Origin of the sequence: Bradyrhizobium sp. USDA 4532, from assembly GCF_024171315.1 — a bacterium.
GTDB classification, from domain to species: domain Bacteria; phylum Pseudomonadota; class Alphaproteobacteria; order Rhizobiales; family Xanthobacteraceae; genus Bradyrhizobium; species Bradyrhizobium australafricanum.
The window spans coordinates 6,783,497-6,809,672 of record NZ_JALJZN010000001.1; the positions used below are offsets into that span (position 1 = coordinate 6,783,497).

Here is a 26,176-nt window from a genome sequence, read left to right on the forward strand (position 1 = left end):
GGTGAGGGGTATCTCTGCACACGGCGCACGGGCCGGAGAGACCGCAACCCCTCACCCGGATCGCATTGCGCTTCGCTTCATGCGATCCGGCCTCTCCCACAAGGGGAGAGGCAGACTAAGTTTGTGGCGCGCTGTTGGCGACTCACTACGCAGCCTTCGCCGCTCCGTCACCAGCCTTCACCCGCGCCAGCATCTCGGCCGCCGTCATCACATGTGCCGTTGAGAATGCGAGGATCGTCAGCGTGGCGCGGTGTACTTCGTCGGCGGACAGCGCGCCCTGGCCGACATCGGGATAGTCGAACGTGCCGGTCGCGTCCGACAGGAAGACGACCTTGTAATTGTGGAACATGGCGTCGCGCGCGGTGGCGTGGCAGCAGTTCTCGGTCGTGGTCCCCGAGATGATCACCGTGGTGATGCCCCATTCACGCAGGATGAGATCGAGATCGGTGGCGAAGAACGCGCTGTAGCGGTGCTTCTTGATGACGTGCTCGCCGGGGGCGGGGGCGAGGTCGTTGAAGATCTCGACGCCCTCGCTGCCGTCGACCAGCGACGACCGGTCGGCGATCGGCGAATAGAGATCGTCATAGAGCCCCATGTCGCTGCCGTCGCGGCGATGCACATGCGCGGTGTAGATGACGCGGATGCCCTTGTCCCGGCAGGCCTTCAGGGTCTGCGCCAGCCGCGGCACCATGGCGGCGGCCTGCGCCGAACGCAGCTTGGCGCCCTCGGCCACGAAATCGTTCTGCATGTCGACGACGATCATGACGGTTCGCGCCGGATCGATGGTTTCGCATTGGTAGCCCATGTGGTGTCTCCTCCTGGTGAGAGACAATTTCTACGCCGGTTCCCGCGATCGTTCTTGGCTGCGCCGGCCAGTCGCTGGTCTCTGCTTGCCAGAAGGGAGGGCTGGACGCAGAATGTCCCGCTGCCGGGTTGGGCGGGAGCAAGGTCCGATGCAGACCCCAGATCACACAGTCGTCGCGCAAACGCTTGTCGCGCCGGGTGACAGTTTCGACCGCTGGCATCACGTCACCTGCCGCGAATTCTCGCTGACCGAATGCCGCCGCGTCGCCGACGAGGCGTTCCAGGCATCGATCTCGATCCGCCATCTCGGCCCGCTGGCCATCAACGACATCTGGTCGTCGACGCCGGCCGCCGACCGCATCCGGGTGATGCGCAGTGCGAGCGACGTCCGCAGGGATCCGCGCGACTATTTCATGCTGTGGCTCACGCTGCGCGGCGAGGTCAGCTTTGCCCAGGGCGGCCGCGACGTGCGCATGCGCCGGGGCGATCTGATGCTGCATGACCAGGCGCAGCCGTTCACGCTCGAATTCGCCCCGAGCGCGCGCGCGATCATGGTGTCGATTCCGCGGCCGCTGCTGCTCGCACGCCTGCCGGATGCGCAGCGCCTGACGGCGCGGCGGGTCGGCAACGCGTCGAAAGTGGGAGCGCTGGCGGGATCGCTGATCCGCCGGCTGACGCGGCTCGACGACGCGGCCGGACCTGCGGCGACACGGCTTGGCGCGGCGGCGCTCGATATTTTCGCAACCACGCTGCAGACCGAGCTGACGGACGAAGGGCCGCAGCGCGGCGACGAAAGGCTGGCGCGGGTCAAGGCCTACATGCTGGCCAATCTCGACGATCCCGGGCTCGATCTCGATGCGATCGCCACCGCGCAGAACATGGCGCCGCGCACGCTCAATCGCCTGTTTGCGCGCGAAGGCACGACCCCGATCCGATGGCTGTGGCAGCAGCGCCTCGCCGCCGCCTATCAGGCGCTGGCGGAGCGGCGCTTCAGCCATGTCACCGATGTCGCGCTGAGCTTCGGCTTCAGCGACGTCTCGCATTTCAGCCGCGCCTTCAAGGCCGCGTTCGGCCGCTCGCCGCACCAGGTGATGGGGTGAGAATGCGTACAGCGCTGAGAGGCTAAGACAGATTGTTATCCGTCATCCTGAGGTGCGAGCCTTGCGGCGCAATTGCGGCGCTGGGCGAGCTTCGAAGGATGTACGGCCACTAGCGGGGCCGTCGATCGTTCGAGACGCGCGTGCCGCGCTCCTCCAGCGACAAAGGCGGAGCCTTTGCGCGGGGATGATGGATAACAGGATAGCGCAGTGCCGAGCCACCTACTGCGCGACCTTGCTGCTGCCTTGCGTGATCAGCCGCGCGGCGCGCTGGTCGCGGGTGTGGATCCAGAGCCAGTTCATCGCCACCGCAATCCGATGCCGCACGCCGATCAGGAAGTAGATGTGGGCGAGGCCCCAAATCCACCATGCCAGCGAGCCGCGCAGCTTGAGCCAGCCGAAATCGATCACCGCTTTCTTCTTGCCGATCTGGGCGAGGCTGCCGGCATGCTTGTAGCGGAACGGCGGCAGCGTCTTGCCGTCGAGCCGGGCCTTGATCTGCGCGGCGACATAGCGTCCCTCCTGCTTGGCGGCCGGCGCGATGCCGGGCACCGGATTGCCGTCGGGATCCTTGATCGTGACGGTGTCGCCGACGGCGAAGACATCGGGATGGCCGGGCACGGTGAGATCCGGCTCGACCTGCAGCCGATGGGCGCGATCGGCCGGCGCGTTCAGCCATTCGGCGGCGCGCGAGGCGCGCACGCCGGCGGCCCAGACGATGGTGCGCGCCTCCAGCCTCTTGCCGCCGAACACCACGCCGTCGGCCGAGCATTCGGTGACCGGCTCGCCCAGCATCACCTCGACGCCGAGTTTTTCCAGCGACGCCTGCGCGTAAGCCGAGAGATCGTCGGGGAAGCCGGCCAGCACGCGCGGGCCGGCCTCGATCAGCACCACGCGCGCCTTGCGCGTGTCGATGTGACGGAAGTCTTGCGGCAGCGTGTCCTTGGCGAGGTCGGCGATGGTGCCGGCCATCTCGACGCCGGTCGGGCCGGCGCCGATGATGACGAAGGTCAGCAGCGCCGCGCGCTTGTCCGGATCGGTCTCGCGCTCGGCGCGCTCGAAGGCGACCAGGATGCGCCGCCGCAGCGTCGTCGCGTCCTCCAGCGTCTTCAGGCCGGGCGCGAACGGCTCCCATTCGTCATGGCCGAAATAGGCGTGGCGGGCGCCGGTGGCGAGGACCAGCGTGTCGTAGGGAATGCTGCCGCCGTCGTCGAGCGCTACCCGCTTCGCCGCGGCGTCGATGCCGCAGACATTGGCGAACAGCGTCGTCACCTCGGGCCGGTCGCGCAAGAGATAGCGGATCGGCCAGGCGATCTCGCTGGTGGCAAGCGAAGCGGTCGCGACCTGATAGAGCAGCGGCTGGAACAAATGGTGGTTGCGACGGTCGATCAGCGTGATCTCGACCGGCGCCCCTCTGAGACCGAAAGCGGCTTCCAGGCCGCCGAAGCCGGCGCCGACGATCACCACGCGATGAGGTTTGGCCGGCGCTTGCGTCATCTGATGTCGCTCCCGGTTTCGAACGGCTTCGTCGTTTGATTATGTATTCATTCGCAGCCCCATTCCAACACGAAATGCCTGATCGCCCGATAGCAAAACCCAATCGCCGCAAGCTTCACGCGTCCTGCGGCGCGGCCGCGGCCACGGCCCGCCGCCGCATCGGCAGGAACAGTCCCGCGACCGCGCCGGCGAATGACAGCGTTGCGGCAAGGCTCATCGCCGACGCGAATCCGTTTGCGAAATGACCGGATGAATCGTCTGCGCCATTGGCGGAGAAGCTCGCCACCAACGCCGCGATACCGAACATGCCGCCGAGGAAGCGGCCCATGTTGAAGACGCCCGACGCCTTGCCCATCTCGCTGACGGCGACCGCACCCAGCACCGCGTTCTGCGCGGCCGGCATCGCCATCGACACGCCGACGCCGGCGAGCACCAGCGGCGCGACCAGCGCCGAATAATGCACTGTGGGGCTCACGATCTCGCTGATCCATCCGAGCCCGATCGCCTGCATCAGGAGGCCGGTGACGACCAGCGTGCGCTCGCCGAACCGGTTGACCGCGGCGCCGGCGATCGGCGCGGTGACGAACAGCGTCGCCGTCCACGGCAGCAAGCGCAGCCCGGCGCCGAAGGCGTCGAAGCCGAGCGCGATCTGCAGGAACTGCGGCAGCAGGAACAGCACGCCATACATCGCGGCGTAGAACAGCACGCTTGCGGCCATGCCTGACGCAAACGGCCGTGCCGCGAACAGCCGCATCGGCACCATCGGGCTTGTGGCACGCAGCTCCCACAGCACGAACAGCGCCGCCAGCGCGACGCCGGCGATCAGCGCGCCCGTCACTTCCGCGCTGGCCCAGCCGACGCCGTTGCCGCGCAGCAGGCCCCAGACCAGCGCCAGCGCCGCGAGCGCGACCAGCGTGAGGCCGGTGATGTCGAGCGGCGCCGTCGGCCCAAAACTTTCGCGCAGGCGCGTGATCACAAGGGCGATCGCGATCAGGCCGACCGGTAAGTTGATCCAGAAAATCCAGCGCCAGCCGAGATGCTCGGTGATGAAGCCGCCGATCGCGGGACCTATGATCAGCGCGCATCCGGTGATGCCGCTGAAAATGCCGAGCGCGCGGGCGCGCTCCTCCCGGCCGAACGCGCCGCTCAGGATCGCCATCGCCAGCGGCATCACCAGTGCCGCGCCCGCGCCCTGTAAGGCGCGGGCGGCGATCAGGGCCGCGGCGTTGCCGGCCAGCGCGCAGGCCGCGGACGCCACGACGAACAGGCCGATCCCGGCCGCGAACATCCTGCGCCGCCCGAAACGGTCGCCGAGCGCCGCGCCGGTCAGGAGCAGCACCGCGAAGGTCAGGTTGAAGGCATTGACGGTCCATTGCAGCGTCTCCACGGCGCTTCCGAAATCGGCGCGGATGGTGGCGAAGGCCGTGGTCATGATCATGGCGTCGAGCGCCATCATGAAGGATGCCAGCGCGGTGAGGCCGAGCACCCAGCGCTGTTCGGCGCGCTCTCGAGGGGTCTGCATGGTCGTTCTCCGTTGCTGCGCCGCGAGGTTGCGGCGCGCTTCGCCGGCAAGGACGAACCGGAACGGGCAAAGGATGCGGCGAAGAACTATTTTTGAATTTATTTTTGCCGGACCGCATCCTTTGGCGGTTCGCAAACGTCCTTGGGTCTGACGCGGCCGGTTCGGGCCGCAGAACCAGGCCAAGGAGGCCGCGATGAGACGGACCCTGATCAGGTACAAGGCGAAGCCGGAGATGGCGGAGAAGAATGCCGCGCTGGTGTCGGCCGTGTTCGCCGAGCTGAAGGCGGCGAGGCCCGACGGCGTGCGCTATCTGACCCTGCGGCTGGAGGACGATACCTTCATCCACATGGTCGAGACCACGGCCGAGGACGGTTCGAGCCCGATCCCGAAACTGGCCGCGTTCCAGGCGTTCCAGGACGGCATCCGCGATCGTTGCGCCGAGCCGCCGCTGGTTCGCTGTGCGGTGATTGTCGGGAATTATCGTATGCTGGATGAGCCGTGAACCGGCGGGCAGTGCACCGATCTGGCGGAGCCATCATGATGTCACCACACCAAGCGCCGGCCGCGACCGACGTCGACACGCTGTTGGCGGCGATGCGGCCGAGGCTGCATCGCTACTGCGCCCGCATGGTCGGATCCGTCATCGACGGCGAGGATGTGCTGCAGGACGCGCTGATCAAGGCGGTGGAAGCCTTCGGGTCCGCCGCGCCGATCCAGAATCCGCAAGCCTGGCTGTTCCGGATCGCGCACAACACCGCGCTCGATTTCCTCAGGCGGCGCAACCGCCAGGAAGCGCTCCACGCGCCGGAGGAGGTGGACATGATGGCCGGAGAGCTCGATGATTTGGGCCGCCGCGAGATCGCCGCGACCAGCCTGCGCACCTTCATGCGCTTGCCGGTGGCGCAGCGTTCCAGCGTGATCCTGATGGACGTGCTCGGCTGCTCGCTGCAGGAGATCTGCGGCATCATGGATTTCAGCCTGCCCGCGGTGAAGGCCGCGCTGCACCGTGGACGCACGCAGCTGCGCGAGTTTGCCAGCGAGCCGGACGACGCGCCGCGGCCCGGCCTGTCGCCGGCCGATCGCGTCAGGCTCAACGCCTATGTCAGCCATTTCAACGCCCGCGACTTCGACGCCATCCGCGCCATGATCGCCGATGACATCAGGCTCGAGCTCGTCAACCGCACGCGGCTGAACGGCAAGGCCGAGGTGTCGCGCTACTTCGGCAATTATTCGAAGATCGACGACTGGCACCTGGTGACCGGACAGGTCGAGGGACGCCCCGCGATCTTGGTGTTCGATCCGACCGCTCTGGACGCGCCGCCGCGATCGTTCATGCTGCTCGACTGGTCGGCCGACAAGGTTGCGACGATCAGGGATTTCCGCCACGCGTCCTATGCGATCGACGGCGCCGAATGGGCGGTGGACAAGGGGTGATCGGCTTTCGCCCCAGCCTTTGGCTCAGTGATCGCGCGGCAAACTCCGCGTCGTCCCGGACAAGCCAACGGGTCGGCGCGAAGCGCCGCCCGATGACAGGCTCCGCGCGATCCGGGACCCATAACCACCAATGGGAATCGTCTTGGATCGCTGAGGCCCCAACCCTCTTCAACAATCTAAGCCTGTGGTTATGGGTCCCTGCTCCCGTGCGCAATTGCGCACTAGGCAGGGACGACAATAGGGAGGGAGCCGCTACCGCGTCTTTCCGCCGAATTCGCCGTTGGCGATCCGCGCGACGCGGCTGCCGCCTGTGGCCGGCGTACTGCGTCTTTCGAACGGGCCATCGCCGCCGGTCTCGCGCGGCGATGGCGGGGCTTCTTCGTAATAGCCGCCGCTCCGCCAGACCAGCAGGACGATGTTCATTGCGCCATTGACGGCGGCGCCGACCACCGTTTCGGTGTGCTGATAGGTCAGCGCATATTCGGGAAATCGTCCGGCAATCGCCCTGTCGAGCACGAGGAGGGCGATCCATGCCGCCATCACGCAGACCGGATCCCAGCCCATGTCGCGCACCCGCATCGATTGCAGCATGAAGCAGATGACGAGCATGCCGTAGAAGGCAATGACCAGCACGGGGTTGCTCGATGCCTGTGCCAGCAGCACGTCCATACTGCCGCTCGCCGGTGCGTTGCCGGTGACGCCGTAGACCAGCATCATAAAGCCGAGGCCCACCACGAAGGTGCAGAAGAAGAAAGCCAGTCGGCCCATCCGGGCATTGAAGCCGAAGATGTAATTCAGCATGTGACGCACCCCTTTGCGGCAGCGTCGGCCAGGGATGCTTTCCGGACCATGAAGCCCGCAGGCGCTTGCCGGCCTGTGGTTTCCGGGTGCTTTACCGGATCGTTAAAGCCTGCTGCAGTGCGGGCGTGGGTCGTTGCGGAAGGCCGGTGCCTGCGACAATCGTTGCCCACGCAACCGGCATTATATTTCTTGCCATGGTCGATTTAGACGAATTATGATGCAAGGTGCTGGGGTATGCGCCGAAGGTTCTAAGTCAGCGCCGTCGGTTCATGCTTGCTGCAGACTTGCGATATCGCGCACAAAATACGTCACAGAACGACGCGCGCAAAGCGTGACCCCCCGGGCCCTCGTGATCGAGCCTGGTGGGATCTTTGGTTGAGGAGGGGAGTGAATATGAAAAAGGCATTTTGGCTGGCAGGCGCCATGGCTGTGGCGCTGGCGCAGCCCGCGATGGCGGCTGACAGCGTCAAGATCGGCTTCGTCTCGACCTTCAGCGGTCCGACCGCCGTGATCGGCAACGACATGCGCAATTCCTTCGAGCTCGCGCTCGACCATCTCGGCCGCAAGATCGACGGCAAGCCGGTCGAGGTGATCTACGAGGACGACCAGCAGAAGCCGGATGTCGGCAAGCAGAAGACCGAGAAGCTGGTGCAGTCCGACAAGGTCGACTTCATCGTCGGCTACATCTGGTCGAACGTGCTGCTGGCGTCGCTGAAGACCGCGGTCGATTCCAAGACCTTCCTGATCTCGGCCAATGCCGGTCCGTCGCAGCTCGCCGGCGAACTGTGCTCGCCTTACGTGTTCTCGACCTCCTGGCAGAACGACCAGACCCCGCAAGCGGTAGGCACCTACATGAACCAGAAGGGCGTCAAGTCGGTGTTCCTGATCGGCCCGAACTACGCCGCGGGCAAGGACATGCTGGCCGGCGTCAAGAGCACGTTCAAGGGCCAGGTCGTCGGCGAGGAATATACGGTGTGGCCGAGCCAGCTCGACTTCTCCGCCGAGCTCACCAAGGCGAAGAACTCCAAGGCCGAGTCGATCTTCGTGTTCTATCCGGGCGCGGCCGGCGTGCAGTTCCTGAACCAGTATGCGCAGGCCGGTATCAAGCAGCAGATTCCGCTCTACACCGCCTTCACCATCGACGAATTGTCGCTGCCGTTGCAGAAGGACAATGCGCTCGGCGTTCCCGGCGCGCAGCAATGGGTCAACGACCTGCCCAACGAGGAGAACAAGAAGTTCGTCGCCGACTACCGCAAGAAGTATCCCGGCCTGCGGCCGACCTTCTACGGCGCCCAGTCCTACGACGCTGCCAACCTCATCAACAGCGCCGTGGTCGCGGTGAAGGGCGACCTGACGAAGAAGGACGCGATGAAGGCCGAGATGGAGAAGGTGAACTTCAAATCGGTGCGCGGTCCGTTCAAGTACGGCAACAACCACATTCCGATCCAGAACTTCTATCTGCAGGACGTGGTCAAGGACGCCGAGGGCCAGCTCTCGCTGAAGACGGTCGCGACCATCGTCAAGGACGACCAGGACCGCTTCCACGACAAGTGTCCGATGAAGTGATTGTCGGGCGTCTTTTTGGCGCGCGGCTTGCTTCTCTTTACCTCGCCCCGCTCTTGCGGGGAGAGGTCAATCGCGAAGCGATTGGGTGAGGGGCTCTTTACCGGCATTCGGTTTGCGGAAAGAGCCCCTCACCCCAACCCCTCTCCCCGCAAGAGCGGGGCGAGGGAGAACCCGCAATGTGCAATGCGGCGGCGTGCTTGCGCTGCCGCTGTTTTGTTTCAGCCCGGTATGAAGGATCCATGTATCTCGTCGTCGAACAACTGCTGAACGGCCTGCAATTCGGCCTCCTGCTGTTCCTGCTGGCGGCCGGGCTGACGCTGGTGTTCGGCATCATGGACTTCGTCAATCTGGCGCACGGCTCGCTCTACATGATGGGCGCCTATTTCGCGGCGACCTTCGTGGCCTGGACCGGCAGCTTCGTGCTCGGCGCGCTGATGGCGCTGGGCGCCACGCTGCTGCTCGGCATCGTGCTGGAATATGTCGCGCTCAGGCATCTCTATGGCCGCGACCATCTCGACCAGGTGCTGGCGACGTTCGGTCTGATCCTGTTCTTCAACGACGCCGTCCGGCTGATCTGGGGCCCGGCGGGCCTCGCGCTGCCGCTGCCGGCCTGGCTCACCGTGCCGGTGCAGATCATCCCCGGCGTTTACTATCCGGCCTACCGCCTCATGATCATCGTGGTCGCGCTGGCGGTCGCAGCAATGCTCTATCTCGTCGTGATGCGTACCCGCATCGGCATGCTGATCCGCGCCGGGGCCTCCAACCGCGAGATGATCGGGGCGCTCGGCATCAACATCAAGCTGCTGTTCACGCTGGTGTTCGGCCTTGGCGCGGCGCTCGCCGGCCTCGCCGGGCTGATGCAGGCACCGATCCTCACCGTGCAGATCGGCATGGGCGAGAACATCCTGATCCTGGCCTTCGTCATCATCGTGATCGGCGGCATCGGCTCGATCCGCGGCGCGTTCATGGCCGCGATCTTCGTCGGCATCATCGACACGATGGGCCGCGCCTTCCTGCCGGACCTGCTGCGCAAGGTGCTGAGCGGGGCGGCGGCGTCCACCGCGGCGCCGGCGCTGTCCTCGATGCTGATCTACCTCCTGATGGCCATCATCCTTGTGCTGCGGCCCGAGGGGCTGTTCCCGGCGGCCAAACGATGATGCGAAAGCTCAACGTCTCCAATGCGGTCGCGGCGCTGATGTGCGCCGCCCTGATGCTGCTGCCGCTCTATTCGGCGGTCACGGGCAATATCTTCATCCTCACGCTGTTCACCCGGATCGTGATCTTCGCGCTCGCCGCCGCGAGCCTCAATCTGATCATGGGCTATGGCGGCATGATGAGCTTTGGCCACGCCGCCTATCTCGGCATCGGCGGCTATGCCGTCGGCATCCTCGCCGCCGAGGGCATCGGCTCCGGCTTCATCCAGTGGCCGGTGGCGCTCGCCGTCTCGGCGCTGTTTGCGCTGCTGATCGGCGCGCTCAGTTTGCGCACCCGCGGCGTCTACTTCATCATGATCACGCTGGCCTTTGCGCAGATGGCCTACTACATCGCCTCCGCGCTGTCGCGCTACGGCGGCGACGACGGGCTCACCGTCTACAAGCGCAGCGATTTCGCCGGCCTGATCAACCTGTCGGATCGCAACCAGTTCTATTACCTCTGCCTGGCCTGCCTGTTCGGCGGCCTCTACCTGATCTGGCGCATCGTCAATTCGCGCTTCGGCCTCGTGGTGCAGGGCGTCCGCTCCAACGAGCAGCGCATGCAGGCGATCGGCTTCCATGCCAATCGCTACCGCCTGGTCTGCTTCGTGATATCAGGCACGATCTGCGGCCTGGCCGGCGCGCTGCTTGCCAACAACACCGATTTCGTCAGCCCCGCCGTGATGTACTGGACCCGCTCCGGCGATCTCATGGTGATGGTGATCCTCGGCGGCATGGGCTCGCTGTTCGGTCCCGTCATCGGCGCGATCGTCTATCTCCTGCTCGAGGAGCTGCTGTCGCAGTTCACCGAATATTCGGGGCTGATCCTCGGTCCGGTGCTGCTCCTGATCGTGCTGTTCGCGCGCGGCGGCATCATGGGCCTGCTCGGGAGGATGCGCCGTGGCTGATTCCTTGCCTGATCCCTTGCTCCGCGTCGACAATCTGGTCCGCCGCTTCGGCGGCATCACCGCGACCGACAACCTCTCGATGGAGGTGGTGCCAGGCGAATTGCACGCCATCATCGGCCCCAACGGCGCCGGCAAGACCACGCTGATCAGCCAGCTCACCGGACAGGTGATGCCGAACTCCGGCACCATCCGCTTCGCCGGCCGCGACGTCACGAACCTGCCGTCCTACAAGCGCAGCCGCCTCGGGCTGGCGCGCTCGTTCCAGATCACCTCGCTGCTGAAGGATTTTTCCGCGATCGACAATGTCGCGCTGGCGGCGCAGGCGCATGACGGCCACTCGTTCCGCTTCTGGGGCAGTGCGCGCAAGGAACGGCATCTGCGCGAGGCCGCGCGCGCGGCGCTCGAGCGCGTCGGCCTCGGCACGCGCGCCGATATCGTGGTGTCGCAGTTGAGCCATGGCGAGCAGCGCGAGCTCGAGCTCGCGGTCGCGCTCGCCACCAGGCCGCAACTGTTGCTGCTGGACGAGCCGATGGCCGGGCTCGGCGTCACCGAATCGACGCGGATGGTTGCGCTGCTGAAGGAGCTGCGCAAGGAAGTCACCATCGTGCTGGTCGAGCACGACATGGAGGCGGTGTTCGCGCTGGCCGACCGCATCACGGTCTTGGTTTATGGCCGCGTCATCGCCTGCGACGTGCCGGACGCGATCCGCAAGCACGACGAGGTCAAGCGCGCCTATCTCGGCGAACAGCATGCGGTGACGCGCCATGGCTGAGACCAAAATGACTGAAACCTTGCTTGAAGTGGATGGCATCGAGACCTGCTACGGGCTGAGCCAGGTGCTGTTCGGCCTGTCGCTCAAGATCAAGTCGGGCGAGATGGTCGCGCTGATGGGCCGCAATGGCATGGGCAAGACCACGACGATCCGCTCGATCATGGGCCTGACGCCGGCGCGGTCAGGCGCCATCCGCTTCGCCGGCGAGGCGGTGCGCGGCCTGCCGTCCTACAAGATCGCAAAGCTCGGCATCGGCCTGGTGCCGGAAGGCCGCCAGATCTTCCCCAACCTCACGGTGCGCGAAAATCTCGTCGCCGCGTCGGGCAATCGCTTCAGTGCCTCCGATCCGTGGACCATCGACAAGATCCACGCGCTGTTTCCTCGGCTCGCCGAACGCACGAATAATATGGGCGTCACGCTGTCGGGCGGCGAGCAGCAGATGCTGGCGATCGGCCGCGCGCTGATGACCAATCCGAAATTGCTGATCCTCGACGAGGCGACCGAGGGTCTTGCGCCCCTGATCCGCGACGAGATCTGGAGCTGCCTGTCGATGCTGAAGGAGCGCGGGCAGTCGGTGCTGGTGATCGACAAGAACGTCGGAAACCTCGCCCGCATCGCCGACCGCCATTACATCATCGAGCGCGGCCGCACCGTGTGGAGCGGCACCAGCGAGGAGCTGATCGCCGAGCCGGATCTGCAGCACAAGTATCTGGGGATTTGAGCAGCAAGCATTGCCGTATCGCCGTCATCCTGAGGAGCCTGCGTTGCAGGCGTCTCGAAGGATCGATGGCCCGGCTGGTGGCCGTGCATCCTTCGAGACGCGCTACGCGCTCCTCAGGATGACGGATCAGAGAGGCGGGCTGCCGCGGCTTACCGTGAAGAGCCTCGCAGCAGTCGTTTCGCTGCGTCGGCCGCTGCTGCGGCATAGGCGCGATCGCCATGCACCAGCATCAGGGAGATCGCGCCCTCGGACAGCAGCCAGATCTCGCGCGCACGGCGGTGAGCGTCGCGGACACCGGCCCGCTTCAGCAGCGCGCCGAGATGGGTTTCGAGCAAGGCCTTGTGCCGGCGCGCAATTGCGCGTGCGGGATGGCCAGGGAGATCGGCCAACTCGATGACCAGCCTGGTGAATCCCGAGCCGGCCCATCGCGGCCTGTCCGCCCAGACCGCCAGGTCGCGGAACAGGCCGTCGATGATCGCCGCCGGCGAGCCGGACAGCTTGTCGCCGAACGTCGCGAACGCGGCCAAGGCCAGTTCGTTCTGGGCTTCGAGCACGAAGGCGAGCAGCTGATCCTTGCTTTGAAAATGGTTGTAGAGCGTGCGCTTCGTCACCCTCGTCGCCGATGCGATTTCGTCCATGCTCACGCGGCTGTATCCGCGCTGGCGAAAAAGGACGTATGCGGCAGCAAGGATGCGCCGCCGTGTCGGTTCTGCAGATCGCGCCATGCAGTCACCTCTTAAATATACCGAGTAGTGAATTTACATCGGTTGAAAAACCAATTGGAATGGCTTCCGGGATTTTTCGGCCCGCGCCAGTCAGCTTCCTCGCGCTGCGAAAGCCATTGCCATGCCCGATTCATTGACGCTCAGAGAGATCAAAGCTCGTCCGGTGGTGCTGAAGCTGAAGCGGCCCGTGGTCGCGCGCATTGTCACGATATCGGAGTGGCCGCTCGTCCTCATCGATCTGGTGACGGAGGAGGGCATTGTCGGGCGCGGCTATCTCGAGCCTTACATCGTGAAATCGCTGCGATATCTGGTTCCGGTGTTGCATGATCTCGGCGAATTGCTCAGAGGTCGGAGCGTGGCGCCTGTCGAGTTGTTCGAGGCGGCGCGCAAATCGCTTCACTTTGTCGGCTATGAGGGATTGTCGATGATCGCGGCGTCGGGCCTCGACATGGCCGCGTGGGACGCGTTGGCGAAAGCCGCAAACAAGCCGCTGTGCGTGCTGTTGGGGGCGACGGTCGGCGCCGTGAGATCCTACAATAGCAACGGCCTTTGGCTGAAGGAGCCGGCCGCCGTCGCGGCCGACGCTTTGGAATTGCGCGACGAAGGAGGGTTCTCAGCCCTGAAATTGCGCCTCGGCAGAAGCGATCCGCGCGAGGATCTGACGACCCTTGACGCCGTTCGAAAAGCAGTCGGGGATCGGATGCATTTGATGGTGGACTACAACCAGGGGCTAAATCTCGCCGAAGCCATCGAGCGGTGCCATACGATCGATGACTATGGCCTCGACTGGATCGAGGAGCCCGTCGTCTATGACAATCTTGACGGGCACGCCCGACTGGCGGCGGAGCTGAAGACGCCGATCCAGATCGGTGAGAACTTCTATGGTCCGAGGGAGATGCATAAGGCGATCGCGAGAAAGGCCTGCGACCTGGTGATGCCGGATTTCATGCGTATCGGCGGAGTGACGGGCTGGATGCGGGCGGCTGCGATCGCCGGCGCCGCGGGTATCCCCATCTCAACGCATCTTTATCCGGAAGTCGCCGCTCACGTCATGCGCGCAACCGAGACCGCTCACTGGTTGGAATGGCAGGACTGGGCCGATCCGATTCTCGAACGGCCGTATGAAATCAAGGATGGTCTTTTGCATATTCCCGACACGCCTGGTGTCGGTCTGGAATGGAACGAAGCGGCCGTCGCGGCTCACCTTGCAAGCGTCTAAAGCGCGATGAGATTGGGTTGAATCGTCATCGCGCTTTAGCTCTTTGTTTGAGCATGATCTTTGCGGAAAATCGCTTCACACTTTTCCGGATCATGCTCTAGAGCGGCGGAGCGCCTACGCCGACGCTTCCGTCAAAACATCTCGAAATATTCGCGGTGCTCCCAGTCCGACACCTCGGCCTGGAAGCGTTCGATCTCCGCGTTCTTGATGAAGACGTAATAGTCCACGAATTCCGGCCCGAGCGCCTGGCGGAAGAACGGATCGTCGTTGAGCGCGAACACGGCCTCGCGCAGCGACTTTGGCAACAGCGCGGCCTTGGCCTCGTAGGGCGTGTCGGCCGACGGGCCGGGGTCGAGCTTGCGGTCGACGCCGTCGAGGCCGGAGAGGATCTGGCTTGCCATGTAGAGATAGGGATTGGCGGCGGGTTCGCCGATCCGGTTCTCCAGCCGGGTCGCCGGATCGCCGGCGCCGCCGAGCACGCGGATCATCACGCCGCGGTTGTCGCGGCCCCAGATCGCGCGGTCCGGCGCCAGCGAATAGGAGCGGTAGCGCTTGTAGCCGTTGATGGTCGGCGTCGTGAACACGGTCGAGGCCCGGGCGTGCTCGATCAGGCCGGCGAGCCAGCCGCGGCCGAGCGCACTGAGCGGCTCGCCGGTCTCCTTGGCCATGAAGGCGTTCTCGCCATTGGCGCGCGACACCAGCGACTGGTGCAGGTGCCAGCCGCTCGCGAACACGTTCGGCAGTTTCGGCCGGCACATGAAGGTCGCGTGATAGCCGTGGCGGCGCGCGATCTGCTTCACTGCCGAACGAAACAGTACCATGGTGTCGGCCGGCGCAAGACCGACAGTCGGTGCGAAAGTGAATTCGCACTGGCTCGGACCGAATTCGACCTCGACCGAGCGCAACGGCAGGTCGAGCGCGATGATGTCGCGGCGGATGATCTCGAGCGCCGGCTCCATCAGGTCGTAGCGCTGCTCGGTGAGGTATTGATAGCCGTGCGATAGCAGGCTGACCGACGGCGGCCGTCCGGGCTGGCCGGCATCCTCCGGCGCCATGTGGGCGTCGTCGAGCTTGAACAGGTGGAATTCGACCTCGAGGCCGGCGACGAAATCGTAGCCGCGGCCGGCGAGCTGATCGAGCACCTTGCGATAGAGGTTGCGGGTCGCGAACGGCACCGGCCGGCCGTCGCTGAAATAGAGGTCGCAGAGCAGCCAGCCGGTGTTTTGCGCCCAAGGCAGCACGCGGAAGGTGGTGGGGTCGGCGACCATCAGCACGTCGGCCGCGCCTTCCATCTCCTTCATGCCGAAGCCGCCGCCTGATGTGAACACCGGAAACACCGTCTTGTGCGAGGTGTCCTTGGCGAGCATCGTCGTGGTGATGGAGCAGCCGCTTTCCAGCGAGCGCACCGCTTCGCCGGCGATCAGCGTCTTGCCGCGCAGGATGCCGTGCTGGTCGGGGAACGACAGGCGGATGACTTCGAGGTTCTTCTCCTCGACGATGCGGCGGAGGCGTTGTGCGGCCTCCTTCTGCTCATCCGACCACAGGCCGTGACGCTCGACGAAGCTCACCGCGTCACTCCTTCACTTCTCCCTCGCCCCGCTCTTCGCGGGGAGAGGGTCGGGGTGAGGGGCTCTCTCCGCCGACTCGATATGCCGATAGACCTGTACCCCCTCACCCGGATCGCTAACGCGATCCGACCTCTCCCCGCAAGCGGGGCGAGGTGAAGGATACAATGCGGAGCCATTGATACCATCTTCACTCCGCCGCCGTCAGATGATGCACCTTGCCGGCGATCTCGCGCGGCACGGGAGCTGCCCATGGTGCGCCGCGGCGGCGCTTGACGTCGACTTCCATCCAGTAGAGCTCCCAGCCCTGGGTCGGGCCGATGCCGTCCATCGTGGCCGGGCCCTGGATACTGCGCGCGGAGGCGTCGTCGAGGAACAGCATCGGCTTCTCGCCGCCGGAGACCTTCTCGATCTCCTGCCGCAGCAGGCGGCGGTACTGCACGATCGCCTTGTCGCTCTGGCCGAGATGCTCGTTGGTGCGGTCCTGAATCGCCCCCATCGACTCCACTGCCCACTGGTCGTGGACATTGATGTCGGTGCCCATGCCGGTATAGGTCTCGGTCGCCTGCTCGTGCGGATCGAAGCCGTAATCGTTGCTCTTGTTCTTGCGCGACTTGTAGTCCGGCAGCGTATAGAGCTCGAGCCGCTGGTCGCGCATCTTCTGCTTGTCGACCGGCGCCGCATAGCTGGTGAAGATCGCGTACCAGTAGCAGTTCTCGTCGTCGACCGGCACGTGCCACTGCGTGATCGTCATCTCGGTCGACATCGGGATGACGAAGCCGTGCGGGAACAGCTGGTTGGTGACGCGCACATGGGTGCGCTCCGCGTCGAGCTCGCGCAGCGCAATCAGGCGCAGGCCATATTCGGTGTGCTCGACATTGATGATCGGCCGGTCATATTCGCGCAGGATCTTGGTCATCGGCATGTCGCTGCCGGCCGAGGCGCCGCGGAACTGCTTGCCGTAAGCCGCCGAGGTGTCCTCGTCCTCGAAGAAGCGATGCAGAAAGGAGGCGTGCGCCGGATCGATGCCGACCTCGAGCGCCTGCAGCCAGTTGCAGTTCATGTGGCCCTTGAACGCAAACGTATGGCTTCCGGGCGCAACGAAGCAGTCGAGCTCCGGAAAGGCGGGCGGGGCGCCTTCGCCGAGCCAGGCCCACAGGATGCCGCTCTTCTCGACCACGGGATAGGAACGCTGCCTGATGCCCTTGCACAGCTGCGAACCGGCCGGCTCCGCCGGCGTCTCGATGCACTGGCCTGACGTGTCGAATAGCCAGCCGTGGAAGGCGCAGCGCAGCCCGCCATGCTCGAGCCGGCCGAAGGCGAGATCGGCGCCGCGATGCGCGCAGTGGCGATCGATCAGCCCGTAGCTTCCGTCCTCGCCGCGGAACAGCACCAGGTTCTCGCCGAGCAGCCGCACCGGTCGTACCGGGCGCGGCCCGTCCAATTCGTCCACCAGCGCCGCCGGCTGCCAGTAGCTCCGCATCAGCTTGCCGCACGGGTCCTTGCGCCCGGTGCGGGTGATCAGATCGTTCGCTTCCTGGCTCATCATGGCGGCGTCTCCCGGATTTGGATTTGTTCGCCTATTGAACGAATGTGCGAATTATGCCATGTCTGTTTTGGACAGCAAGCGCAATTTTTGAACCGTTCAAAGCCAAAGCCCAACCTGAAAACGCCATGCCCAAGCTGAAGCGGACCGACCAGGACGAGCGCGCCACCGACTTCGTCGAGGCGCTCGATCGCGGCCTGCGCCTGTTGCAGGTGTTCGGCACCGTGTCGGGTCCGGCGACGCTGAGCGACCTCGCGCGCGCCGCCGATCTGCCGCGCGCCACCGCGCGCCGCATCGTGTTCACGCTGGCGCATGGCGGCTTCGTTGCCACCGACGGCAAGCTGTTCACGCTGACGCCGCATGTGCTGACGCTCGCGGGCTCGTTCCTGCAATCCAACCAGGTGGTGACGGTGCTGCAGCCGGTGCTCGATCGCATCGCGAGCGCGGCACAGGAGATCGCCTCGCTCGCCTTGCTCGACGGCGACGACGTCGTGTTCGTGGCGCGCTCGAGCCCGACGCGCGTGTTCTCCGCCGGTCTCGACATCGGCTACCGGCTGCCAGCGTTCTGCACCTCGGTCGGCCGCACCATGCTCGGCCGCCTCACTGATGCCGAGCTCGCGACGCGGCTGAAGGCGATGCGCCGCGATCCGGTGACGCCGCAGACCACGACCGATCCGAAGAAGCTGCTCGCCACCATCGTCACCGACCGCGCGCAGGGCTATTCCCTCGTCGACCGCGAGGCCGAGCCGCATTTCCGCTCCATCTCGGTGCCGGTGCGCCGCTACGACGGCACCATCGTCGCCGCAATCAACATGGGCGCGCATGTCGATCGCGTACCGATGCAGGAATTGATTGACCGCTTCCTGCCGCTGCTGCGGGATGGTGCTGATGATGTGAAGAGCCGGCTGCTCTAAGGTAGTCCAACTTCGCTGACGATTTTCGTCATTGCGAGGAGCGATAGCGACGAAGCAATCCATGCATCCACGCGCGCGGAGAGATGGATTGCTTCGCTTCGCTCGCAATGACGGGGGTAGTGTTTCTTTTTGTGCTGTGAGATTACAGCGCCACGCTGCGCAGACCGAACGAGCGCGCCTCGTTCTGCAGTACCGGCCGCACGGAATCGATCAGCCGCGCGGCGGCGGCGTCGACCGAGAGGCCGGCGGTGTCGACCACCGCCGATGCGCGGGCGTAGAGCGGCTCGCGGCTGACCAGGATGTTGCGCAATTCCGCCATCGCCGAGCGGTCGTCGGCCATCGGGCGCAGATCGCCTTGGCGGCGCACGCGCGCCATGTGCTCCTCCGGCTCGGCCTTCAGCCAGATCGTGTAGAACGACGACAGGATCAAATCGAAGGTCAGCGCCTCGGAGACGATGCCGCCGCCGGTCGCCAGCACCATCAATTCCTTGCGCGCCAACAGCTGCGTCAGCGCGGCCTGCTCCATGCGGCGGAAGCCTTCCTGGCCGTACAGCGCGATGATCTCGGCGACCGAGAGGCCGTTCTGCGCCTCGATCTCCTTGTTGAGCTCGACAAAGCTCCAGCCGATCTTCTTCGCCAGCATCCGGCCGAGCGTGGTCTTGCCGGCGCCGCGCAGGCCGATCAGCGCAATGCCGGAGAACGAGGCGCGCCGCGGCGCCAACGGGCTGCTGCCGGCGAGCATGTCCTTGGCCTGCGCGATCTGGTTGGGCGACGCCTTGCGCAAGAGATCGCGGATCACGGCCCAGTCCGGCACGGGCTCGCTGGACGGGATCAGGTCCTCGAGATGCGCGCCCATTGCGCCTGCGACACGGCGCAGCAGCACGATCGAGACATTGCCTTTGCCGCTCTCGAGCTGGGCGATGTAGCGTTCGGAAATGCCGGAAACCTTGGCGAGCACCTTGCGCGACATGCCGCGCAGGGCGCGCATCGTGCGCACGCGCTGGCCGAGCTGTTCAAGGAAGTCGGTTTCCGGGTCGTTGGCTGCGGTCATGATCCCTGTGCGACGCGCGGTCCTGACTGAATCAGACCGAGGTTCTAGGAAACATAGTGCCGATAAGGATTGACAGCAAGCCAACGTGGTGGCTTTGTATGAATTATAATTCTTAAATTCACAGGAGAGGGAAGCGTGGCACGTCCGGGTCCGAGGAGCGGAGCATGACTTACAACGCGGTCTCCTGGCTGCTCGACCGCAACGTCGATGAAGGCCGCGGCGACAAGGTCGTGTTCGACGATACGGTGTCGCAAATCACCTATGGCCAGTTGCAGCAGCAGACCCGCCGCGTCGGCAACATGCTGCGCCAGCTCGGCGTCCGCCGCGAAGAGCGGGTCGCCATGATCATGCTGGACACGGTCGATTTCCCGATCGTGTTCCTCGGCGCGATCCGCGCCGGCGTGGTGCCGGTGCCGCTCAACACGCTGCTGACTGCGGAGCAATACGCCTACATCCTCGGTGATTGCCGCGCCCGCGTGCTGTTCGTGTCGGAAGCGCTGCTGCCGGTCGTGAAGGACATCATCGCGCGCATGCCCGACCTCGAGCATGTCGTGGTCTCCGGCAAGGATGCGCATGGCCATAAGAAGCTGTCCGATGAGATCGCGCGCGAGAGCGACGTGTTCGCCACCGCGCCGACCCATGCCGACGAGCCGGCATTCTGGCTCTATTCGTCGGGCTCCACCGGCATGCCGAAGGGCGTGCGCCATCTGCATTCCAATCTCGCGGCGACCGCGGAGACCTACGCCAAGCAGGTGCTCGGGATCCGCGAGGATGATGTCGGCCTGTCGGCGGCCAAGCTGTTCTTCGCCTACGGGCTCGGCAATGCGCTGACCTTCCCGATGTCGGTCGGCGCCACCACGGTGTTGAACTCCGAGCGGCCGACGCCGGCGGTGATGTTCGCGCTGATGAACAAATATCATCCCAGCATCTTCTTCGGCGTGCCGACCCTGTTCGCGGCGATGCTGAACGACGAGGCGACCAAGGCGCAGTCCGGCGGCAATCGCCTGCGCGTCTGCACCTCGGCCGGCGAGGCGCTGCCGGAGTCGGTCGGCAATGCCTGGAAGACGCGGTTCGGCGTCGACATCCTCGACGGCGTCGGCTCGACCGAGCTGTTGCACATCTTCCTGTCGAACGCGCCCGGCGACATCAAATACGGCTCGTCCGGCCGTCCGGTGCCCGGCTACAAGGTGAGGCTGGTCAATGAGGCCGGCGCCGACGTCGCGGACGGCGAGGTCGGCGAACTCTTGGTCGATGCGCCCTCGGCCGGCGAGAGCTACTGGAATCAACGGGCCAAGAGCCGCGCCACCTTCGAGGGCGCCTGGACCCGCACCGGCGACAAATACACGCGCGATGCCGACGGCCGCTACACCTTCTGCGGCCGCGCCGACGACATGTTCAAGGTCTCCGGCATCTGGGTGTCACCGTTCGAGGTCGAGAGCGCGCTGATCACCCATCCCGCGGTGCTGGAGGCGGCGGTCGTGCCGGAGGCCGATCCGGAAGGGCTGCTCAAGCCGAAGGCGTATGTCGTGCTGCGGCCCGACAGTTCAGTCGCCGGCCTGCACGAGGCGCTGAAGGAGCACGTCAAGCAGAAGATCGGCCCGTGGAAATATCCGCGCTGGATCGATGTGGTCGACAATCTGCCGAAGACGGCGACCGGAAAGATCCAGCGGTTCAAATTGCGGGAACACGAGCACTAGCTCCCCGCGTCGTCCCGGCCTAGTGCGCAATTGCGCACGGGAGCCGGGACCCATACGCCGCGGCCTTCGTTTCGAGAGACGCTGTTCAACAGCTTTGCGCAACAACTAACGCCTGTGGTTATGGGTCCCGGCTTTCGCCGGGACGACGATGAGGAAGGCCTACCATGACAAACTTGAAACCCTCCGGCTTCCTCAGCATCGACGGCGCCGAGCTCGAATACCGCATGATCGGTCCCTCGCCGGACGCGGCGCCGACCATCGTGATGCTCCATGAAGGCCTCGGCTCGGTCGGGCTGTGGGGCGACTTCCCCGAGAAGCTGCAGGCGGCGACCGGCGCCGGCGTGTTCGCCTATTCGCGCGCGGGTTATGGCGCCTCGTCGCCGGCGAAGCTGCCGCGTCCGGTCGACTACATGCACCGCGAGGCGCTCGACGTGCTGCCGAAGCTGCTCGATCGGATCGGGTTCCGCCGCGGCTTGCTGCTCGGTCATTCCGACGGCGCGTCGATTGCCGCGATCTATGCCGGCGCGCAACAGGATCATCGCCTGCACGGCCTGGCGCTGCTGGCGCCGCACTTCATCGTCGAGGACATTTCGGTGAAGTCGATCGCCGAGATCAAGACCGCATACGAGACCACCAATCTGAAGGAGAAGCTGGCGCGCTGGCACAAGGATGTCGACAACGCCTTTTATGGCTGGAACGGCGCCTGGCTCGATCCGGCATTCCGCGACTGGGATATCTCCGACTATCTCGCCTATATCCGCGTGCCCGTGCTGATCGTGCAGGGCGCGGCCGACCAGTACGGCACCATGCGCCAGGTCGAGATCGCCCAGGAGGAGTGCTACTGCCCGGTCGATGTCACGGCCATCGATGGTGCCGGCCATTCGCCGCATCGCGAGGCGCCCGCGGTGACGCTCGAGGCGGTCGCCGAATTCGCCAAAGCGGCGCTGCGCGACGACCCGGCACTGGCGGCCTGACCTTTGGTGCCGATGCCAGGTCATTGGCCGAGCGAGTGAATTTCGTGAACATGAAACAAAATGCATGTTTTTGCGTTTTGAACTAGACCAGATCAAAAACATGCATTATTGTGCATGAAGACCTCGACGACGAACCTTCAAACGAACAACAGCAAGACAACAGATAAGGGTGGCCCATGGCTGGTGACGAGCGCGTCCTTGCAGGCGGGGCGAAGTACATCGACTTCCAGACCGACCCGTCGCGCTACCGACACTGGAAGCTCGACGCTGCGGGCGACGTCGCGACGCTGACCATGGACGTCGACGAGAACGCCGGCCTGTTCGAAGGCTACCAGCTCAAGCTCAATTCCTATGACCTCGGCGTCGACATCGAGCTTGCCGACGCCGTGCAGCGGCTGCGCTTCGAGCATCCCGAGGTCAAGGTGGTGGTGATGCGCTCGGGCAAGAACCGGGTGTTCTGCGCCGGCGCCAACATCCGCATGCTGGCGGGCTCGACCCATGCCCACAAGGTCAACTTCTGCAAATTCACCAACGAGACCCGCAACGGCCTGGAAGACTCCAGCGAGAATTCCGGGCAGAGCTTCATCACCGTCGTCAACGGTACCGCGGCCGGCGGCGGCTATGAACTGGCGCTCGCGACCGACCACATCATGATGGCCGACGACGGCGCTGCCGCCGTCGCGCTGCCGGAAGTGCCGCTGCTCGCGGTGCTGCCGGGCACCGGCGGGCTCACGCGCGTCGTCGACAAGCGCAAGGTGCGCCGCGACCATGCCGATTTCTTCTGCACCATCGAGGAAGGCATCAAGGGCAAGCGCGCCGTTTCCTGGCGCCTGGTCGACGAGATCGCGCCGAACTCCAAGCTCGAGGGCAAGCTGGCCGAGCGCGTCAAGGAATTCGCCGCGAAGTCGAAGCGCAACGGCGCCGGCAAAGGCATCGCGCTGGCGCCGCTGACGCGCACCATCGACGACAGCGCCATCCGCTATGGCTTCGTCAGCGTCGACATCGATCGCGCGGCGCGCATCGCCACCATCTCGATCAAGGCGCCGGAAACCACGGCGCCCGCCGACATCGACGGCATGATCGCGCAGGGCGCTGCGTTCTGGCCGCTGCAGGTCGCCCGCGAGCTCGATGACGCGATCCTGCATCTGCGCATCAACGAGCTCGAGATCGCGATGCTGGTGTTCAAGAGCCATGGCGACCGCGCCAATGTCGTGTCCTATGATGCGTTCCTGGAGGCCAACAAGGCGCACTGGCTGGTCAACGAGGTCAGGCATTACTGGAAGCGCGTGCTCAAGCGCATCGACGTCACCTCGCGCACGCTGGTGACGCTGGTCGAGCCCGGCTCCTGCTTCGTCGGCACGCTGGCCGAGCTCGTGTTCGCCGCCGACCGCTCCTACATGCTGATCGGCCAGAAGCAGGGCGACAACCGTCCGCCGCCGGCGATCGAGCTGACGGCGATGAATTTCGGGCCCTATCCGATGAGCCACGGCCTGACCCGGCTGCAATCGCGCTTCCAGGCCGATCCGTCGGATCTGGAGCGCGCGCAAGGCTCGATCGGCAAGGCGCTCGACGCGGAGGAGGCCGAGGAGGTCGGTCTCGTCACCTTCGCGCTCGACGACATCGACTGGGACGACGAGGTCCGCGTGTTCTTCGAGGAGCGCACCTCGTTCTCGCCCGACGGTCTCACCGGCATGGAAGCCAATCTGCGCTTCGTCGGCCCGGAGACCATGGAATCGAAGATCTTCTCCCGCCTCACGGCGTGGCAGAACTGGATATTCCAGCGGCCGAACGCGGTCGGTGAGGACGGCGCACTGCGCCGCTACGGCACCGGCCAGAAGGCGCAATTCGACATGACGCGAGTTTAAGGGAGCACGGCCATGAACATCATGAACGTCGATTACTCGACCAAGATTCCGAACAATGTGAATCTCGCCGAGGACCGCCAGGTGCTCAAGGCGCTGGAAGGCTGGCACCCCGGCTACATGGACTGGTGGAGCGACATGGGTCCGGACGGCTTCCAGGAATCGCTGGTCTATCTGCGCACCGCCTATTCGGTCGATCCGCGCGGCTGGGCCAAGTTCGACTACGTGCGGATGCCCGAATATCGCTGGGGCATCTTGCTCGCGCCGCAGGAAGAGAACCGCGTCATTCCGTTCGGCGAGGACTATGGCAAGCCGGCCTGGCAGGAAGTCCCCGGTGAGCACCGCGCCATGCTGCGCCGCCTGATCGTGATCCAGGGCGACACCGAGCCGGCCTCGGTCGAGCAGCAGCGCCATCTCGGCAAGACCGCGCCCTCGCTCTACGACATGCGCAACCTGTTCCAGGTCAATGTCGAGGAAGGCCGCCATCTCTGGGCGATGGTTTATCTGCTGCAGAAGTATTTCGGCCGCGACGGCCGCGAGGAGGCCGATGATTTGTTGCGCCGCCGCTCGGGCGACGCGGATTCTCCGCGCATGCTAGGGGCCTTCAACGAGGCGACGCCGGACTGGCTGTCGTTCTTCATGTTCACCTACTTCACCGACCGCGACGGCAAGATGCAGCTGCACTCGCTGGCGCAGTCGGGCTTCGATCCGCTGTCGCGCACCTGCCGCTTCATGCTGACCGAGGAAGCCCACCACATGTTCGTCGGCGAGACCGGCATCACCCGCGTCGTGCAGCGCACCTGCGATGCGATGAAGGAAGCCGGCATCATCGATCCGAACGACATCGCCAAGATCCGCGCGCTTGGCGTGATCGACCTGCCGACCATCCAGAAGAAGCTGAACCTGCATTATTCGCTGTCGCTCGATTTGTTCGGCTCGGAAGTGTCGACCAACGCGGCCAATGCCTTCAACGCCGGCATCAAAGGCCGCTACAAGGAGACCACGATCGACGACGACCACCAGCTCAAGAGCTCGACCTATCCGGTCATGAAGATGGTGGACGGCCAGATTAAGATGGTCGACGAGCCGGCGCTGACCGCGCTCAACATGCGGCTGCGCGACGACTACACGCAGGATTGCGTCAAGGGCATGCTGCGCTGGAACAAGGTGATCTCGACCGCCGGCATCGACTACAAGCTCGCGGTGCCGAACACTGCCTTCCACCGCCAGATCGGCGAGTTCAAGGACGTCCATGCGACGCCCGATGGCCTCTTGATCGACGACGCCACCTGGGCCAAGCGCAAGAACGACTGGCTGCCGTCGACCGCGGACGGCGACTTCATCGCCTCGCTGATGAAACCGGTGACCGAACCCGGCCAGTTCGCCTCCTGGATCTCGCCGCCCAAGGTCGGCATCGACAACAAGCCGGGCGACTTCGAGTATGTGAGGATCGAGAGCTGATCGGCGCGAGCATGATCCGGAAAAGTGTGAAGCGGTTTTCCGAAGAGATCATGCTCAAACAACGGATAGGTCATGATGCGAAAATCGCATCGTGACCTAACAGTTTCTTTCCGCAGGGAGAGAACAGGAAGGGGGCGAGCCGAAAAGGTCCCGGGGCTCGTCCCTTTCTTTTTGGTCAGATGCCGGTACGGAGGCGCGGCCTCAATCGTCATTTGTAGGTTCGTCGGGCCACATCTGCGCACCGTGAAGCACGCGCAAGATGCGAACAGTCTCACCGTCAACAAGGTGCGCCGTGACATAAGGTGTGCGCGGGATGACCAACTCGCGCGTGCCGGCAACACGCCCGGGCCGGCCACAGGAAAGTCGAGCAGGCGCCGCGCAGCATCGGCAATCTGTTCGTCAACATGGACCGCCGCGCGAGGATTCTCGGCCTCGATGTAGCTGAAAATGTCGTCGCGATCGGATAACGCGAAGCGCGACCAGACGAGTTTCACCGCTTACGCCCTGTCGCTTTTCGAAGCGCGGCGGCGCGGCGTTGCGCGAAATGCGCTTCGACCTCGGAATCATCGAGACCGGGCCGGGCATCCGCCAACGCCTGGTGCACCTTCTCGCGAAACCAGCTGTCGTAAGCCTGGCTGTTGCTCACGAGTTCCAGTGGAAGCATTCCTTCATTGGCCGTGCGTGTCAGCAGAATCCGCACGGCGTCGGATACCGTGAGACCCATGTTCTCCAGAACCTCGGTGGCCTTTTCCTTTACGTCCGCATCGATGCGGGTTTGGACCAGGGCATTCGAAGCCATAGCGATCTCCTTCACTCGCATCCAATGTAATGCATTTGAATGACACGC

23 protein-coding genes and 1 pseudogene are annotated in these 26,176 nt (G+C 64.9%); 14 read left to right on the forward strand and 10 right to left on the reverse strand.

Annotation, left to right across the window (positions count from 1 at the left end; translation table 11 throughout):
• Positions 1 to 145 precede the first annotated feature (145 nt).
• A complete protein-coding gene (locus tag J2R76_RS31165; RefSeq protein WP_141339777.1) occupies positions 146 to 805 on the reverse strand; it encodes an isochorismatase family protein in 660 nt (219 codons plus the stop codon).
• A 148-nt stretch (positions 806 to 953) separates the two neighbouring features.
• On the opposite strand from J2R76_RS31165, the gene J2R76_RS31170 reads away from it, so the two are divergent.
• A complete protein-coding gene (locus tag J2R76_RS31170; protein ID WP_141339776.1) occupies positions 954 to 1,904 on the forward strand; it encodes a helix-turn-helix domain-containing protein in 951 nt (316 codons plus the stop codon).
• A 219-nt stretch (positions 1,905 to 2,123) separates the two neighbouring features.
• On the opposite strand, the gene J2R76_RS31175 is transcribed toward J2R76_RS31170, so the two are convergent.
• Entirely contained in the window at positions 2,124 to 3,398 is a 1,275-nt protein-coding gene (locus tag J2R76_RS31175; RefSeq protein ID WP_076831032.1) for an NAD(P)/FAD-dependent oxidoreductase, read from the reverse strand.
• 115 nt (positions 3,399 to 3,513) lie between these two features.
• Positions 3,514 to 4,920: an MFS transporter gene (locus J2R76_RS31180; protein ID WP_076831029.1), complete on the reverse strand. Its 1,407-nt coding sequence runs from the start codon at positions 4,918 to 4,920 to the stop codon at positions 3,514 to 3,516.
• 193 nt (positions 4,921 to 5,113) lie between these two features.
• On the opposite strand from J2R76_RS31180, the gene J2R76_RS31185 reads away from it, so the two are divergent.
• Together J2R76_RS31185 and J2R76_RS31190 are read left to right on the forward strand one after the other, a co-directional pair.
• Positions 5,114 to 5,422: a hypothetical protein gene (locus J2R76_RS31185; RefSeq protein ID WP_076831026.1), complete on the forward strand. Its 309-nt coding sequence runs from the start codon at positions 5,114 to 5,116 to the stop codon at positions 5,420 to 5,422.
• 35 nt (positions 5,423 to 5,457) lie between these two features.
• A complete protein-coding gene (locus tag J2R76_RS31190) occupies positions 5,458 to 6,354 on the forward strand; it encodes a sigma-70 family RNA polymerase sigma factor (protein ID WP_371852167.1) in 897 nt (298 codons plus the stop codon).
• A gap of 252 nt (positions 6,355 to 6,606) precedes the next feature.
• Here the strand turns inward: J2R76_RS31190 and J2R76_RS31195 are convergent, their stop codons facing one another.
• Entirely contained in the window at positions 6,607 to 7,155 is a 549-nt protein-coding gene (locus J2R76_RS31195; protein WP_076831024.1) for a hypothetical protein, read from the reverse strand.
• A gap of 393 nt (positions 7,156 to 7,548) precedes the next feature.
• Between J2R76_RS31195 and J2R76_RS31200 the strand changes: the two genes are divergently transcribed.
• The 5 genes from J2R76_RS31200 to J2R76_RS31220 all read left to right on the forward strand — a co-directional run bounded on the left by J2R76_RS31200 (position 7,549) and on the right by J2R76_RS31220 (position 12,315).
• Positions 7,549 to 8,721, forward strand: coding sequence for an ABC transporter substrate-binding protein (locus J2R76_RS31200; protein WP_076831021.1), 1,173 nt, complete (start codon positions 7,549 to 7,551; stop codon positions 8,719 to 8,721).
• A 239-nt stretch (positions 8,722 to 8,960) separates the two neighbouring features.
• Positions 8,961 to 9,878: a branched-chain amino acid ABC transporter permease gene (locus tag J2R76_RS31205; RefSeq protein WP_018269575.1), complete on the forward strand. Its 918-nt coding sequence runs from the start codon at positions 8,961 to 8,963 to the stop codon at positions 9,876 to 9,878.
• On the forward strand, positions 9,875 to 10,822 hold the full coding sequence (locus J2R76_RS31210; RefSeq protein ID WP_375166544.1) for a branched-chain amino acid ABC transporter permease: 948 nt from the start codon (positions 9,875 to 9,877) through the stop codon (positions 10,820 to 10,822). Before J2R76_RS31205 ends, J2R76_RS31210 begins: the two co-directional genes overlap by 4 nt.
• Positions 10,823 to 10,826: 4 nt before the next feature.
• Positions 10,827 to 11,594, forward strand: a complete 768-nt coding sequence (locus J2R76_RS31215; RefSeq protein WP_057019469.1) for an ABC transporter ATP-binding protein — start codon at positions 10,827 to 10,829, stop codon at positions 11,592 to 11,594.
• The gene (locus J2R76_RS31220; RefSeq protein ID WP_057019468.1) at positions 11,587 to 12,315 is read left to right on the forward strand and encodes an ABC transporter ATP-binding protein; all 729 of its coding nucleotides are present in this window, start codon (positions 11,587 to 11,589) and stop codon (positions 12,313 to 12,315) included. Before J2R76_RS31215 ends, J2R76_RS31220 begins: the two co-directional genes overlap by 8 nt.
• 149 nt (positions 12,316 to 12,464) lie before the next feature.
• Here J2R76_RS31220 and J2R76_RS31225 read toward each other — a convergent pair whose 3' ends face one another.
• Entirely contained in the window at positions 12,465 to 13,040 is a 576-nt protein-coding gene (locus tag J2R76_RS31225; protein WP_057019467.1) for a TetR/AcrR family transcriptional regulator, read from the reverse strand.
• A 121-nt stretch (positions 13,041 to 13,161) separates the two neighbouring features.
• Here J2R76_RS31225 and J2R76_RS31230 point away from each other — a divergent pair, with 121 nt between their 5' ends.
• Positions 13,162 to 14,259 carry an enolase C-terminal domain-like protein gene (locus J2R76_RS31230; protein ID WP_057019466.1) on the forward strand — a complete coding sequence of 366 codons (1,098 nt, stop codon included), beginning with the start codon at positions 13,162 to 13,164 and terminating at the stop codon, positions 14,257 to 14,259.
• A gap of 131 nt (positions 14,260 to 14,390) precedes the next feature.
• On the opposite strand, the gene J2R76_RS31235 is transcribed toward J2R76_RS31230, so the two are convergent.
• On the reverse strand, positions 14,391 to 15,827 hold the full coding sequence (locus J2R76_RS31235; protein ID WP_141339775.1) for a glutamine synthetase family protein: 1,437 nt from the start codon (positions 15,825 to 15,827) through the stop codon (positions 14,391 to 14,393).
• A gap of 187 nt (positions 15,828 to 16,014) precedes the next feature.
• The gene (locus J2R76_RS31240) at positions 16,015 to 17,373 is read right to left on the reverse strand and encodes an aromatic ring-hydroxylating dioxygenase subunit alpha (RefSeq protein WP_141339774.1); all 1,359 of its coding nucleotides are present in this window, start codon (positions 17,371 to 17,373) and stop codon (positions 16,015 to 16,017) included.
• A 125-nt stretch (positions 17,374 to 17,498) separates the two neighbouring features.
• Here J2R76_RS31240 and J2R76_RS31245 point away from each other — a divergent pair, with 125 nt between their 5' ends.
• On the forward strand, positions 17,499 to 18,284 hold the full coding sequence (locus J2R76_RS31245; protein ID WP_141339773.1) for an IclR family transcriptional regulator C-terminal domain-containing protein: 786 nt from the start codon (positions 17,499 to 17,501) through the stop codon (positions 18,282 to 18,284).
• A 142-nt stretch (positions 18,285 to 18,426) separates the two neighbouring features.
• Here the strand turns inward: J2R76_RS31245 and J2R76_RS31250 are convergent, their stop codons facing one another.
• Positions 18,427 to 19,419, reverse strand: coding sequence for a helix-turn-helix transcriptional regulator (locus tag J2R76_RS31250; protein WP_256521265.1), 993 nt, complete (start codon positions 19,417 to 19,419; stop codon positions 18,427 to 18,429).
• Between the two features lie 80 nt (positions 19,420 to 19,499).
• Between J2R76_RS31250 and J2R76_RS31255 the strand changes: the two genes are divergently transcribed.
• The 4 genes from J2R76_RS31255 (at position 19,500) to boxB (ending at position 25,329) form a co-directional block, all read left to right on the forward strand.
• Positions 19,500 to 21,032: a benzoate-CoA ligase family protein gene (locus J2R76_RS31255; RefSeq protein WP_057019463.1), complete on the forward strand. Its 1,533-nt coding sequence runs from the start codon at positions 19,500 to 19,502 to the stop codon at positions 21,030 to 21,032.
• 164 nt (positions 21,033 to 21,196) lie between these two features.
• Positions 21,197 to 22,006, forward strand: coding sequence for an alpha/beta fold hydrolase (locus J2R76_RS31260; RefSeq protein ID WP_057019462.1), 810 nt, complete (start codon positions 21,197 to 21,199; stop codon positions 22,004 to 22,006).
• Positions 22,007 to 22,182: 176 nt separating this feature from the next.
• The gene (boxC, locus tag J2R76_RS31265; protein WP_141339772.1) at positions 22,183 to 23,871 is read left to right on the forward strand and encodes a 2,3-epoxybenzoyl-CoA dihydrolase; all 1,689 of its coding nucleotides are present in this window, start codon (positions 22,183 to 22,185) and stop codon (positions 23,869 to 23,871) included.
• 21 nt (positions 23,872 to 23,892) lie between these two features.
• A complete protein-coding gene (boxB, locus tag J2R76_RS31270; RefSeq protein ID WP_200844636.1) occupies positions 23,893 to 25,329 on the forward strand; it encodes a benzoyl-CoA 2,3-epoxidase subunit BoxB in 1,437 nt (478 codons plus the stop codon).
• A 201-nt stretch (positions 25,330 to 25,530) separates the two neighbouring features.
• Here the strand turns inward: boxB and J2R76_RS31275 are convergent.
• Positions 25,531 to 25,823 (reverse strand): annotated as a pseudogene (locus tag J2R76_RS31275) (type II toxin-antitoxin system RelE/ParE family toxin).
• Complete coding sequence (locus J2R76_RS31280; protein ID WP_141339770.1) at positions 25,820 to 26,128, reverse strand: type II toxin-antitoxin system RelB/DinJ family antitoxin; 309 nt, start codon at positions 26,126 to 26,128, stop codon at positions 25,820 to 25,822. The pseudogene J2R76_RS31275 and the gene J2R76_RS31280 overlap by 4 nt, the downstream one beginning before the upstream one ends.
• Positions 26,129 to 26,176 lie beyond the last annotated feature (48 nt).